This window comes from Yersinia canariae, assembly GCF_009831415.1.
Classification (GTDB): Bacteria; Pseudomonadota; Gammaproteobacteria; order Enterobacterales; family Enterobacteriaceae; genus Yersinia; species Yersinia canariae.
The window spans coordinates 4,113,164-4,126,676 of record NZ_CP043727.1; the positions used below are offsets into that span (position 1 = coordinate 4,113,164).

The following is a 13,513-nucleotide window of genomic DNA, read 5'->3' on the forward strand; positions in this document are numbered from 1 at the left end:
ACGAAAAGCCATCAGATATATTTATGATCGTGTTTATATCCATAACGATGCATACAACAAACAATGACGTTTTAGGAATACCAGATGGATATCATTAAAGAACTCTTACATGCTTTATGGGCACAAGACTACGAGACACTGGCGAACCCGTCATTGGTCTGGGCCATCTACATCCTACTATTCCTGATACTTTTTCTGGAGAATGGCTTACTTCCTGCGGCCTTTTTACCGGGTGATAGCCTGCTGATTCTGGTCGGGGTGTTGATTGCGAAAGGTGCCATGAGTTTCCCCGTGACCATAGTAGTATTAACCACTGCAGCCAGTCTTGGTTGCTGGGTCAGTTATATTCAGGGCCGATGGCTGGGGAATACAAAAGTGGTGCAAGGATGGCTATCCCATCTGCCAGCCCATTACCACCAGCGCGCACATAACTTATTCCACCGCCATGGATTATCTGCATTATTGGTCGGCCGTTTCCTGGCATTCGTGCGGACTTTATTACCCACAATCGCTGGCCTTTCTGGCCTGAGTAATGCGCGTTTTCAATTCTTTAACTGGATGAGTGGGCTGTTGTGGGTTTTGATCCTCACCACAATGGGCTTTGCCTTTGGCAAAACACCGGTATTTCTGAAATACGAAGATGAAGTGATGTTCTTCCTGATGTTGCTGCCCCTGGCACTCTTGGTGATTGGCCTGTTTGGTTCTTTATATGTGCTTTGGCGTAAGAAAAGTGCCGCTCCCGCGAATGACAGCAATGACAAAGGTAAGTCAGAGTGATTAACCTCAGGGGCCGTTTTGGCCGCCCAGTCTGGCACTATCTTATCCTGCCAGTGACACTTTTGTTGCTGATAACGCTGCTGTTTACGCCCATCATTATGCGTACAGAAAGCGCACTAAAAATCCGGCCTAATCAGCAAGGGTTATCATTGCCTGATGGATTTTATCTGTATCAACATCTTGATCAACGCGGGATTCGTATCAAAAGTATCACTCCTGAGAATGATAGTCTGGTGGTTAGCCTTGAGTCTCCGGAGCAGCAAAAAGAAGCCATCAAAGCTTTGCAGGATATCTTGCCGAGCGGTTATGTTATTGTCTCCAGTGAGTCCAAGAAACGTCAGCGCTTATTGCCCGCATTCAGAAATAACCTGCAAAATGTAGGGTAATCTGCCCCACGGGGAGTTATCTCCCCGTCGTTTAGCCTTCGTAATCACCCGTTTATTCTGCTGATATATGATTAATCTATAAAAAATTCCGTAGTAAACTTGGGTATCATATAATTCAGCGCTATGCTTAGTCATTCATAGCAACCTATTTCATCCCTGATTCATGCTGTAAAAGGAAGCAATACCATGTTGTTACGTACTGTGTTGTTACGTACCGTTTTTTCGCTACGGGCCATTCTTCTGCTGGCTTTACCGATGATTGCGTTTTCCAGTGTCGCCCAAACGAATGAATGCGACACCAAAGCCAAAGAAATCCAACAGCAGATTGATTATGCCAAACAGCATGGCAACACTCGCCGCGCCGCAGGTCTGGAAACAGCCTTGAAAGAAGTGAAAAGCAATTGTACTGTTGAAAGTCTGAAAGCCGAGCGGCAGAAAAAAATTAATGAAAAGCAGCGCAAAGTTGCTGAGCGTAAACAAGAACTCAAAGACGCTCAGCAAAAAGGTGATGCTGGGAAAATTGCTAATAAACAGAAGAAGTTAACGGAAGCTCAAGCTGAGTTAAAGCAAGCTCAGGCACAGAAGTAGCAACTCCGGGTTTAAATACAAACATGGTGGGCTATTGGGGACTTATTAGGATTATTAACCTTTCAAGTTCGCAAAAAATTCACTAGATTAGGTATTCACCTCAGTTATGTTAAGGAGCTATTACATGCCACAAGATAAAACCTCTGAACATTTACGTGCTGAACTTAAGTCACTTGCGGATACTTTGGAAGAAGTGCTGCAATCTTCGACCGATAAGCCAAAAGCTGAGTTAGATAAGCTACGGGCCAAAGCGGAAAGCGCGTTGAAAGATACTCGTGAACGTCTGAGCGAAACTAGCGATAGAATCGCCGCCCAAACCAAAGAAATTGCTGATAAAGCTGACAACTATGTCCATGACAACCCTTGGGCTGGCGTAGGCATTGGTGCTGCTGTCGGCGTGGTGCTAGGCGTTCTGTTGTCTCGCCGCTGATTATGGCTGAACTTCCTCAAACTCAGGGCCCCGGTAAAGGGGTCCTAGATACTGTTCACCGCATCGCCACCATCGTGGTTGGCATGGTTGAAACCCGTGTTCGGCTGGCAGCTATTGAGCTGGAAGAGGAAAAGGCAACACTGATTCAGTTGCTAATGATGGCGGGGATCACTCTGCTGCTTACCGCTTTCGGTTTGATGAGTCTCCTGGTGTTAGTGATATGGGCTATTGATCCTGCCTATCGTTTAATCGCGTTGGGGTCGACAACGGCAGTGCTATTAGCGCTGGCGATAATCGGTGTTATCTGGACACTCACCAAAGCGCGCCATTCCACACTGCTGGGCTCAACTCGCAAGCAATTGGAAACGGACCGCGAATTATTGGAGAAAGAGCGTTGAGTCGCCGTCAATTAGCACAAGAAAAGGCGGCATTGTTACGTGAGATCCAGCAACAACGTCTGGATCTCGCAAACAGCGCCGCGCATTGGATTGAAGTGACTGCACCTTATGACCGTGGCTGGGTGAAGATCGTCAGTATGCGAAAATATCTGATGGTTGGCTCAAGCTTGGTGGCGCTATACGGTATTCGCCACCCCAGTAAGTTAATCCGCTGGTCACGAAGAGCGGTCAGCGCATGGGGTACTATCCAATTGTTTCGTAGCACTTTTTTCTTACGTTAACCCCCCATTCTGCTGCACTGGCACATCGCAATTATCTTATATTTGTTCAAATGCCTGCTCTTAACTTCTCCATAGACAGGCTTTTATATTCTGTCACTTCAGTTTTTTTGATGAAAAACGACAGTTTTACTTGCTAACAACTTATCAACTTCTCGATTAACATTCTCTCATCAAGTCAGGGCGTTTGCAGAAAGACATTGGCAAACAATCACATATAAACTTTTTGATTAATAATTAACGCCAGCAGATGCCGGGCATTAATACAAAACACTTTTTGGAGAAGTCGTCGATGAACAAATTACAAGATACTGGCCTGTTGGTAGCACGCATTCTGATGCCAATTCTGTTTATTGTTGCCGGTTACGGCAAAATGGGTGATGCCTATGCAGGTACCCAACAATATATGCAAGCAATGGGTGTCCCTGGTTTCTTCCTGCCACTGACGATTTTGTTAGAGTTTGGCGGCGGCCTGGCAATTCTGTTTGGTTTCCTGACCCGCACCACCGCGCTGTTCACTGCCGGTTTTACTATTCTGACCGCATTGATCTTCCACACGAACTTTGCAGAAGGGGCTAACCAACTGATGTTCATGAAAAACCTGACCATCGCTGGCGGTTACATTGTATTAGCCGTTGCTGGCCCGGGTGGTTTCAGTATCGACCGCCTGCTGGGTAAGAAATGGTAAGCGCAGTAGCAAAAATGAATATGCGATTTTAATTCACGACGCCCTATCATTCGATGGGGCGTGTTTTTTATAGAGGGGTATAAAATGGGGCAACTTGTCGATGGCGTCTGGAAAGACGTTTGGTATGACACCAAATCTACCGGTGGCCATTTCAAACGCAGTACTTCACAGTTTCGCAACTGGGTCACTGCTGACGGTCAGGCGGGCCCACAAGGCAAAGCTGGCTTTAAAGCTGAAGCACAGCGTTACCATTTGTATGTTTCTTTAGCTTGTCCATGGGCACATCGAACCTTACTGATGCGCACTTTGAAGGGCCTGGAATCACTGATTTCAGTCTCTGTGGTACATCCGCTGATGAAAGAGAATGGCTGGACATTCGGCGATGATTTCCCCGCGAGCACTGGCGATTCTCTTTATCATCTCGATTATCTTTATCAACTTTATCTGCGTGCTGATCCTAATTATAGCGGGCGTGTCACGGTCCCGGTGTTATGGGACAAACAACAGCAAACTGTTGTTAGCAATGAATCAGCCGATATCATTCGCATGTTCAATAGTGCTTTTGATGGCGTAGGTGCCAGGGCGGGTGATTATTACCCCACCGCGTTACGCAGTGATATTGATGGCATCAATGAATGGGTTTACGACCAGGTCAATAATGGCGTGTATAAAGCCGGTTTTGCCACCACGCAAGCTGCCTATGATGAGGCCGTTAACGCCTTGTTTGATGCATTGGCAAAACTGGAACAGATTTTGGGGAAACACCGCTATCTGACGGGCAGCCAACTTACCGAAGCCGATTTGCGTTTATGGACAACACTGGTGCGGTTTGATCCCGTGTATGTCACTCATTTCAAATGTGATAAACACCGGATCAGCGATTACCTTAATCTATATGGTTTCCTGCGCGATATTTATCAGATGCCGGGGATTGCCGAAACAGTGGATTTTGCCCATATCCGCAGTCACTATTACCGCAGCCACGCCACGATTAATCCTTACGGGATTATTTCCATCGGCCCACAGCAAAATTTGCTGGAGCCACATGGTCGAGATATCCGTTTTGCTTAGCTAACGGGTTAACACACAGCAGCCATTTACTTATTAGCGAACAGTTTGGGGATCTCGCGCAGACACCACGACTTAGCCTCCCCCATACTGTCGCGCCGCCAGGCCATAATAATATCGGCCTCGCGGCTGTACTCTGGCCCGACAACCCGTAAGCGCCCTGCTTCGATATCTTTTTCGACCATTTCATACGGCATGGTCGCCACACCCAAACCGGCCAACAGCGCCCGCCGCTTATCTTCGATGGTGCTAACAGTTAACCGCTGCTGTTTATCCAGCAATTGTACGGTCAAAACCGGCCGTTCACGGGCGGTATCAGCTACTGCGACGCCCCGGTATTTCACCCGCGTTAGCTCTGACAGCGGCTCTGGCTCCAGATGGATGGGATGGTCAGGGCTGGCCACATAAACACTGGTGACTTTGTACAGCTTGCGGCTGTTAATTTCCGAAGATGCCCGAAAATGCATATCTGGGGCAATCACGATATCTGCCCGCCCTTGCTCCAGTCGCTCCCATGCCCCTGCTAATACCTCAGTGAAAATAGACACTTGGGTATTTGCTTTCAGCGCCAACCGGTCAACCAACGGGAACAGTTTCCATGCTGGGGATAATGCCTCACTGACGATAGTGATATGGGTTTCCCAACCCCGCGCCAATGCCTCGGCATCAGTAGTCAATTTATCGGCCGCTTCCAGCAGCACTCGCCCGCGATCCAAGAGCATCCGCCCGACATTGGTAAACTTGGTACGATGCCCGGAACGGTCGAACAACACCACATCCAGTTCTTCTTCAAGCTTTTGCATGGTGTAGCTCAACGCCGAGGGCACCCGCCCCAATTCATCAGCTGCCGCAGCAAAACTGCCCCGGCGGTCAATGGCATCCATCACTCTCAATGCTTCTAACGTTAGCGCCCGATCTTTTCCCATCATTTTCTCAATCAGGAAATTTGAATATAGTGACCAGATTAACTGGCTAACAATCTGGCGTCCAGACGCTTACCATTTGTTTACAGATTAATGTCGACAAATTATGCCAAAGTCATTGGTGTTTGAGTGCTTGCAACTTGAAAGATGACGGGCACAGGAGCAATCATGATCACATGCAGAACAGCAAAACAGTGCGGGCAAGCTGACTTTGGTTGGCTACAGGCTCGGTATACTTTCTCATTCGGCCACTATTTTGACCCGAAATTGTTAGGTTACGCATCACTGCGCGTGTTGAATCAGGAAGTATTAGCACCGGGGGCATCATTCCAGCCGCGAACTTATCCACGAGTTGATATTCTCAACCTGATTTTACAAGGTGAAGCCGAATATCGGGATAGTCTGGGTAACCATGTGCGCGGCAAAACCGGCGATGTGCTGCTATTTTCTACGCAACCCGGTGTCAGCTATAGCGAGCATAATCTGAGTCCGGATAAACCATTAACCCGTATTCAGCTATGGCTCAATGCTTGCCCCGAGCAAGAAAGTCAGCCCGCACAACGGATGTCACTGTGTTCCCAACCATTAAGGTTATTGGCTTCCCCCGACGGTGAGCAAGGTAGTCTGAAGTTGCGCCAGCAAGTGTGGATTCATCATTTGGATTTAGCTGCGGGTGAACAATATACAATTGATTTGCATGGCCCCAGAGCTTATTTGCAATCTATTCACGGGACAGTAGAAGTGGAAGGCCCGCAAGTGAGTGAAGCTCAGCGCTTAACCTGCGGCGACGGGGCTTTTGTGCAGGAAGAACAGCATTTAGTGATTAAAGCACAAACGCCACTGCGGGCATTGCTTATTGATTTACCAGAATGACCGGGTATTCGCCCGGTCACTGTTTAAATGCCACATTAACAGTGGCATGACACTTTCAGTCATGTATCTCTTACGGCTTCAATGACGCCATATCAATCACAAAGCGGTATTTCACATCACTTTTCAGCATACGTTCGTAGGCATGATTAATGTCCTGAATATTAATCATCTCTATATCAGAAGCAATGCCGTGTTTAGCACAGAAATCTAACATTTCCTGTGTTTCCGCAATACCGCCAATGCATGACCCCGCCACCGAGCGCCGCCCTAAAATCATCGGTAATGTACTCACCATTGGGCTAATATCCCCCAAGAAACCGACAAACACCAGTGTGCCATCGAGATTCAATGTCGGCATATACGGATTGATATCATGTACATAAGGCACTGTATCAATAATCAAATCGAACTGCCCTTTGGCCGCAGCCATTTGTGCATCATCGGTAGATAAAACAATGTGATGCGCGCCCAAACGGCGGGCATCAGCCTCTTTGCTGGGTGAGCGGGTAAAAAGTGTGACTTCAGCGCCCAGCGCATTGGCCAGTTTTAGTGCCATATGGCCTAGCCCCCCCAGACCCACTACCGCCACTTTACTGCCTTTACCCGCTTTCCAATGACGCAATGGTGACCAGGTGGTAATGCCAGCGCACAGCAGCGGCGCAGCGGCTTTCAAATCCAGACCTGCGGGCATTTTCAATACAAAATCTTGCGATGCAACAATAACTTGCGAGTAACCGCCATAAGTTGGGGTATGGTCATGGCGGTCAATGCCATTATAGGTTTGCACATTACCTTCTTCACAATACTGCTCCAATCCCTGTAAACAGGGCTGGCAGTGACGACAGGAATCCACCATACAGCCAATTCCGGCAAAATCGCCGACGTTAAATTTTGTGACACTCTTACCTACCGCCGTAACGCGGCCAACCACTTCGTGACCGGGCACAATAGGATACGTGCTAAACCCCCAGTCATTACGCGCCTGATGCAAGTCTGAATGGCAAACACCGCAATAAAGCACCTCCATCACCACATCATCTGGCCGAGGCGTGCGACGGGTAAATTCAAAGGGGGCGAGAGGAACTTTTGCTGACGTGGCAGCATAACCGAGTACTTTCATTGTCATGGTGTATCTCCGGTATTATGAGCGTTTAAAAATATGCAGATATTCATCAAAGTTCTTGTTTCGTCGGACAAAATAATACTTCGTCATAAAATAGCTTAATGCCTGCCGCGACATCAGCTTCAGTGATGCTGTCCATCAACTCGCGACTCATTGCACCGGGAGACATCATTTTTGACCACGGCAGCTTTGTTCAAGTTTGGCCCAATGGATGAGTATGCCAGGCGGTACGTGTGACGGCTCGAATATGACGCAAGCGCCGCTGGACTTAATATGGACAACATAACTGTAGACGCTGCGAGCCATTTCACCGTGATTCCTGAGGGTGTTTAGGTGACAAATCAAAGTCCGGTCAGTTTTTCCAGCGCTTCGGGGTAACGCTCCCCTATTAATGTCACTTTTGCAGCAGCACTGTCGATTTGCTGAAGATCTTCGGCAGTTAACTCGAGGTTGGCAGCGCCGATATTCTCTTCCAGCCGACTTAGCTTACGTGTCCCTGGAATTGGCACAATCCACGGTTTTTTCGCCAGTAACCAAGCTAGCGCGATTTGCGCCGGTGTCGCCCCTTTTTGCTGTGCTACATCCTGAATCAAGGTTATCAGCCCCTGATTTGCTTTTAATGCCTCTGGGGTGAAACGCGGCAAGCTACGGCGAAAATCATCACTGGCAAACTCAGTTGATTCCGTCATTTTACCGGTCAGATAACCTTTACCCAGCGGGCTGTAAGGCACCAAACCAATCCCCAACTCTTCTAGCGTTGGGATAATTTCCTGCTCTGGTTTTCGCCACCACAAAGAATATTCACTTTGTAGCGCGGTGACCGGCTGGACCGCATGGGCACGACGAATAGTTGCCGCCCCCGCCTCAGACAAACCAAAGTGCTTAACTTTTCCTTCTTTAATTAAATCCTGCACTGCACCAGCCACATCTTCGATAGGCACATTTGGATCGACACGATGTTGATAAAACAGATCAATAACATCTGTTTTTAGGCGCTTGAGAGAGGCCTCTGCAACCTTCTTGATATGCTCAGGCCGGCTATTTAAACCCACCCATCTTGGCCCGCCATTCGGATCCGCCTGAAAACCAAATTTGGTGGCAATCACCACTTTATCTCGCAATGGGGCCAGCGCCTCCCCCAACAACTCTTCATTGGTGTATGGCCCATAGACTTCTGCGGTATCAAAAAATGTCACACCAAGACTCACGGCTTTGCGCAGTAATGAAATCATTTCCTGTTTATCGGTTGCCGGGCCATAACCAAAGCTCATTCCCATGCAGCCTAAGCCCATTACTGACACTTCAAGATTACTGCGGCCGAGTGTGCGCTTTTGCATTGTCTTTGCTCCTGTTTGTCATTGTTTACCACCACAAGGTATTCACTAAATGAATATCGGTTGCAGAAAAGGTAGCAAATGCTTATACGAAGTATTAGAGGGGGAAATGTGCATGGGTATATGAATTCAACTCATAAATTAAGTTAAACTCGAAAACCTCAGTGCTAACAAGCGGAAACCAAAATGTTAAAAGAGAATTTTAACGATTTAATTTCATTTCTAATGGTTGCCAGAGAACGTAGCTTTACCAAAGCCGCAGCAAAACTGGGGGTTTCCCAATCAGCCTTAAGCCACTCTATCCGGGGGCTAGAGGAGCGGCTTGAGCTTCGCTTACTGACCCGCACCACCCGCAGTGTGGCGCCGACTGAAGCCGGTGAAAGGCTGGCAAATAGCCTCGAACCACGTTTTGCAGAAATTGAGAGCGAGCTGGATGCGCTGAGTGAGATGCGGGCGCGCCCTGCGGGAAATATTAGAATCACCGCTGGCGAGCATGCTGTTGACTCTGTGCTCTGGCCGGTACTGAAATCTTTCCTCACCCAACATGCTGATATCAAAGTAGAAATTACCGTCGATAATACTTTGACTGATATTGTTGCAGGCCGTTTTGATGCGGGGATCAGACTGGGAGAACAGGTTGCAAAGGATATGGTCGCGGTACGGATTGGGCCAGATATGAGTATGGCCGTGGTCGGCTCGCCCTCATATCTGGCTAAATATGGCGTTCCTGCCACACCAGCCGACCTGCAAAATCATCGCTGTATCAATATGCGCCTGCCAACAATGGGCGGCCTGTATGCTTGGGAGTTTGAAAAAGCAGGGCGCGAGTTAAAAGTACGTGTTGACGGACAGTTAACTTTCAATAGTTTACGCCAACGCATTGATGCCGCAGTCATTGGCTTTGGCCTGACCATGGTTCCAGAAGATTCAGTGAAAGCGGAGATTGCCAGCGGCAACTTAATGAGAGTATTGGAAGAGTGGTGTGAGCCTTTCCCCGGTTACTACCTTTACTACCCCAGCCGCAAGCAGCATACCACCGCATTCTCTCTCTTTGTCGACGCCTTGCGTTATCAGCGCTAGCACAAACAAAAACCCCGCCGAAGCGGGGTTTTATGGAATGAATGGAATTGACCAGCCAAATTAAAGGCTGTTGTCACCACCTCGATGATTATTGCTCGATTAGGTGACTTCGGTATTAGATCCACGGTCTACGTTAATCATAAAGGCACTGAATTAATAAAACTGACGGACTATGCGGGTATCTGGAGAATTGCGCTTACACACACACTCGCAACCCATTGTAATACCAGCAAATTTGTAAAATTTATCGGTTCTTCCACAAAACCTCGATACAATCGACTTGTAGGCTTAGGCAATTTCTTATTGAAATTTCCTACAGAAGTCTGGGCGGCATCTCATTTCATATGTGTCTCATATAAAATATTATCTCCAGCCTTAGCTAGTTGAAAAGATACTGTTGCAAAAATCGGATGATAATAAGCCGAAGGTGCGTTTCGGCTAAAAGACTAGTCAGAAGCCCACTCGTACCGAAACGGACGATAAGTATATTTCTAAACAAAACGATAATACCGTCGGCACGAGTTACCTTATTATAAAAACCATTTTTGTTGAAACGAATAGGAAAGTACTGATCTCTAGGTTAAATATCTGAATAACGTGATTATATATGAACACTATAAACTGAAGGTAATTTACGTTATCAGCCTCTAAAGCCTTTTAGGAAAATAATATTTCTCTCCTGCTCGGCTATTTATATATATTTTCAGAGTGAGAATTAAATATAATGCTTACATTAAAATTAAATAACATCACGCTGTCATTATTATTAATCAGCCTAAGCTCATCGACTTTAGCCGGAACGTGGAATGGTTCAATCTCTGATAATTGGTTTGAGGGTAATAACTGGTTGCCAAATACGATACCAGACACCACCAATTCGCCGATAATTAATAATGGTTCGGTAAGTCTTAGTAATGGCACATCCATTATTACTCAGCTTCAACTGGCACCCGCCTTCAATAATAATGCTCAATTAACCATTTCAGATAATGGTCATCTAACGATGGTCGGTACTAATGTTATTGCTGTCGGTGGCGCAAGTGGAACTAATGGCAGTGGCAAAATAGTGGTGACTGGCGATAATGCATCATTAACTATGGCTAATACATCTCTTTATGTTGGACTATACGGCTACGGTGAGTTACAGATTATCGACGGCGGTAAAATGTATATGCAAAATGCCAGTCGAGGATTAGTTTTAGCTGACCATCTCAGCGCCACCGGTATTGCTGAAGTCGACGGTCAGGGCTCATTGATCGATATAGCGGGTAATCTTACCGTCGGCGGTGATGGCAAAGGCTATCTGAATATTACCAATGGTGGCACCGTAAATGCTCATAGTTCATATAATGATTACAGTTTACTGATTGGCGGATATAACGGTGATAACCGTGGCGGTGGAGTGGTGGTGGTCGACGGCATTGGCTCGACCTTGAATATTACTGGTGATGTTTATATTGGTAATACCGCATCAGGCAAAATGTCAGTGTCTAACGGCGCTAAAGTTAATGTACTGAGTACCGCATCTTCTTATCTGGCTGATCAGCAAAATGATGTGGAAAATAGTGTGCTAGTGACCGGGCAAGGTTCAGAATGGAATGCCGGTGAAAATTTATTTATTGGCCGGGGCAACGCTAGCGGAGCATTAACCATTAATGACGGTGGTAAAGTTTCTGTCGGTCAGGCGATTGGTGTGGGCTATGGAGATTATAATTCTAGTCTGGCAAGTACCGGCACAAACGTTATTAATATTGGTGGTACTGAAATCAGTGCGCCTCATGCCGCAGGTTTTCTTGATGCTCCGGCTATTCAGCTGTTCACCGCGGATAAAAGTATTCTTAACCTGAACCATACAGATAACACCGGCGACTATATATTGGCTGCGGTAATTGACGGTAATGGCACGATTAACCAGTTGGCAGGTACCACCACATTGACCAGTGATAGTCGTGACTTTGCCGGTAAAACTGAGATTTCTGGTGGTCGTCTGATTGTGAATAATGTATTAGGCGGCCAGGTTAATATTGCCGAGTTAGGTATGTTGGGTGGTGGCGGTATAATTAACGGCAATGTTGAAAATGCCGGATTAATCGCGCCGGGTATTTTATCGTCATCGAATGTCGCCCCCTCGACTCGCGTAGGTTCGGGATTCAGCACTTTAACCATTAATGGCGATTACACGAGTAACAACGGTAAGTTAATGCTCAACAGCCATCTGTACGATGATAACTCTCCTACCGATAAACTGGTGATTAACGGCAATACGAGCGGCAATACGCATGTATGGGTAGATAACCTCGGTGGCAGCGGTGCACAAACCCTAAACGGCATTGAACTTATCCAAGTGAACGGCTTGTCTGACGGCGAGTTTGTCAAAAGTGGCCGTATCGTGGCGGGGGCGTATGACTATTCTCTGGTTCGTGGTGTAGGGCAAAATGCCACTAACTGGTATCTGACCAGCTTGAGTAATTTGCCGGTTGACCCAGAGAATCCGGTTGATCCAGAAAATCCGGTCAATCCAGGTGAAGAAACCAAACGTCCTGAAGCGGGAAGTTACACGGCTAACCTCGCGGCAGCTAACACCATGTTTGTCACCCGTCTGCACGATCGTTTAGGGGAAACTCAATATATCGACGCACTGACCGGCGAGCAGAAAGTGACCAGCATGTGGTTGCGAAATGAAGGCGGACACAACCGCTCACGTGATACCAGCGGGCAGTTGAAGACCCAAAGTAACCGCTATGTCATGCAACTGGGCGGCGATATCGCGCAGTGGAGCAATAATGACCTGAATCGCCTACATTTAGGGGTTATGGCCGGTTACGGTAACAGCAAGAGCAATACGCGCTCGACATCTGGTTACCAGTCAGACGGTTCTGTTGATGGCTACACCGCCGGTGTGTACAGCACCTGGTATGCCAACGATGAAGACAAATCCGGATTGTATGTCGACGGTTGGGCGCAATACAGCTGGTTCAACAACACCGTGAAGGGCGAAGGTCTGGCGACGGAAGAGTACAAATCGAAAGGGATAACCGCTTCGGTCGAGAGTGGCTACACCTTCAAAATCGGTGAAAACAAAGCGAAGAACGAAAGCTACTTTATCCAGCCCAAAGCGCAGATAACCTGGATGGGAGTGAAGGCAGACGAGCACCGTGAAGCCAATGGCACTCAGGTGAGCGGTCAGGGCGACGGCAATATTCAGACCCGTCTGGGTGTGCGTTCTTATATGAAAGGTCACCACGAAAGTGATAATGGCAAGGATCGCGAGTTCCAGCCGTTTGTGGAAGCGAACTGGATCCACAATACCAAAGACTTCGGCACCAATATGAACGCGGTGGATGTAAAGCAGGCCGGCGCGAAAAATATCGGAGAGTTGAAACTGGGTGTTGAGGGGCAATTGAACAAGCAACTGAATGTCTGGGGCAATGTTGGCCAACAATTGGGCGACAAAGGCTACAGTGACACCGCCGTCATGTTAGGGGTGAAATACAACTTCTAATTCTGACTAAAAATCACAAATAAACAGACCGGGCAATTAAGCCCGGTTTTGTCTTTTTGCGCTTC

15 protein-coding genes and 1 pseudogene are annotated in these 13,513 nt (G+C 47.4%); 12 read left to right on the forward strand and 4 right to left on the reverse strand.

The window, feature by feature from the left end:
* Positions 1–84: 84 nt before the first annotated feature.
* From F0T03_RS18820 to F0T03_RS18855, 8 genes are all read left to right on the forward strand, one after another.
* On the forward strand, positions 85–777 hold the full coding sequence (locus F0T03_RS18820; RefSeq protein ID WP_159680070.1) for a DedA family protein: 693 nt from the start codon (positions 85–87) through the stop codon (positions 775–777).
* A complete protein-coding gene (mzrA, locus tag F0T03_RS18825) occupies positions 774–1,163 on the forward strand; it encodes an EnvZ/OmpR regulon moderator MzrA (RefSeq protein ID WP_145553953.1) in 390 nt (129 codons plus the stop codon). The genes F0T03_RS18820 and mzrA overlap by 4 nt, the downstream gene beginning before the upstream one ends.
* Positions 1,164–1,349: 186 nt before the next feature.
* Positions 1,350–1,751, forward strand: coding sequence for a DUF1090 domain-containing protein (locus tag F0T03_RS18830; protein WP_159680072.1), 402 nt, complete (start codon positions 1,350–1,352; stop codon positions 1,749–1,751).
* Between the two features lie 124 nt (positions 1,752–1,875).
* Entirely contained in the window at positions 1,876–2,181 is a 306-nt protein-coding gene (locus F0T03_RS18835) for an ElaB/YgaM/YqjD family protein (RefSeq protein WP_145553950.1), read from the forward strand.
* 2 nt (positions 2,182–2,183) lie between these two features.
* A complete protein-coding gene (locus F0T03_RS18840; protein ID WP_145553948.1) occupies positions 2,184–2,579 on the forward strand; it encodes a phage holin family protein in 396 nt (131 codons plus the stop codon).
* The gene (locus tag F0T03_RS18845; protein WP_145553946.1) at positions 2,576–2,860 is read left to right on the forward strand and encodes a YqjK-like family protein; all 285 of its coding nucleotides are present in this window, start codon (positions 2,576–2,578) and stop codon (positions 2,858–2,860) included. Before F0T03_RS18840 ends, F0T03_RS18845 begins: the two co-directional genes overlap by 4 nt.
* 289 nt (positions 2,861–3,149) lie before the next feature.
* On the forward strand, positions 3,150–3,545 hold the full coding sequence (locus F0T03_RS18850; RefSeq protein WP_145553944.1) for a DoxX family protein: 396 nt from the start codon (positions 3,150–3,152) through the stop codon (positions 3,543–3,545).
* Between the two features lie 84 nt (positions 3,546–3,629).
* Positions 3,630–4,616 carry a glutathione S-transferase family protein gene (locus F0T03_RS18855; protein ID WP_159680075.1) on the forward strand — a complete coding sequence of 329 codons (987 nt, stop codon included), beginning with the start codon at positions 3,630–3,632 and terminating at the stop codon, positions 4,614–4,616.
* Positions 4,617–4,642: 26 nt separating this feature from the next.
* Here the strand turns inward: F0T03_RS18855 and F0T03_RS18860 are convergent, their stop codons facing one another.
* Positions 4,643–5,539, reverse strand: coding sequence for a LysR family transcriptional regulator (locus tag F0T03_RS18860; protein WP_011817248.1), 897 nt, complete (start codon positions 5,537–5,539; stop codon positions 4,643–4,645).
* A 165-nt stretch (positions 5,540–5,704) separates the two neighbouring features.
* Between F0T03_RS18860 and F0T03_RS18865 the strand changes: the two genes are divergently transcribed.
* The gene (locus F0T03_RS18865; RefSeq protein WP_145553940.1) at positions 5,705–6,409 is read left to right on the forward strand and encodes a pirin family protein; all 705 of its coding nucleotides are present in this window, start codon (positions 5,705–5,707) and stop codon (positions 6,407–6,409) included.
* A gap of 70 nt (positions 6,410–6,479) precedes the next feature.
* On the opposite strand, the gene F0T03_RS18870 is transcribed toward F0T03_RS18865, so the two are convergent.
* The 3 genes from F0T03_RS18870 to F0T03_RS18875 all read right to left on the reverse strand — a co-directional run bounded on the left by F0T03_RS18870 (position 6,480) and on the right by F0T03_RS18875 (position 8,869).
* Positions 6,480–7,535, reverse strand: coding sequence for an NAD(P)-dependent alcohol dehydrogenase (locus tag F0T03_RS18870; protein WP_159680077.1), 1,056 nt, complete (start codon positions 7,533–7,535; stop codon positions 6,480–6,482).
* Between the two features lie 46 nt (positions 7,536–7,581).
* On the reverse strand, positions 7,582–7,704 hold the full coding sequence (locus F0T03_RS21810) for a hypothetical protein (RefSeq protein WP_259275199.1): 123 nt from the start codon (positions 7,702–7,704) through the stop codon (positions 7,582–7,584).
* A gap of 169 nt (positions 7,705–7,873) precedes the next feature.
* Positions 7,874–8,869, reverse strand: a complete 996-nt coding sequence (locus tag F0T03_RS18875; RefSeq protein WP_159680079.1) for an aldo/keto reductase — start codon at positions 8,867–8,869, stop codon at positions 7,874–7,876.
* A 183-nt stretch (positions 8,870–9,052) separates the two neighbouring features.
* Here F0T03_RS18875 and F0T03_RS18880 point away from each other — a divergent pair, with 183 nt between their 5' ends.
* The 3 genes and pseudogenes from F0T03_RS18880 (at position 9,053) to F0T03_RS21815 (ending at position 13,448) form a co-directional block, all read left to right on the forward strand.
* Positions 9,053–9,946, forward strand: a complete 894-nt coding sequence (locus F0T03_RS18880) for a LysR family transcriptional regulator (protein WP_159680081.1) — start codon at positions 9,053–9,055, stop codon at positions 9,944–9,946.
* 63 nt (positions 9,947–10,009) lie between these two features.
* Positions 10,010–10,138, forward strand: a pseudogene (locus F0T03_RS21765) (PAAR domain-containing protein); the annotation flags it as partial.
* 532 nt (positions 10,139–10,670) lie between these two features.
* Positions 10,671–13,448, forward strand: coding sequence for an autotransporter outer membrane beta-barrel domain-containing protein (locus F0T03_RS21815; protein ID WP_281347273.1), 2,778 nt, complete (start codon positions 10,671–10,673; stop codon positions 13,446–13,448).
* Positions 13,449–13,513: the final 65 nt, after the last annotated feature.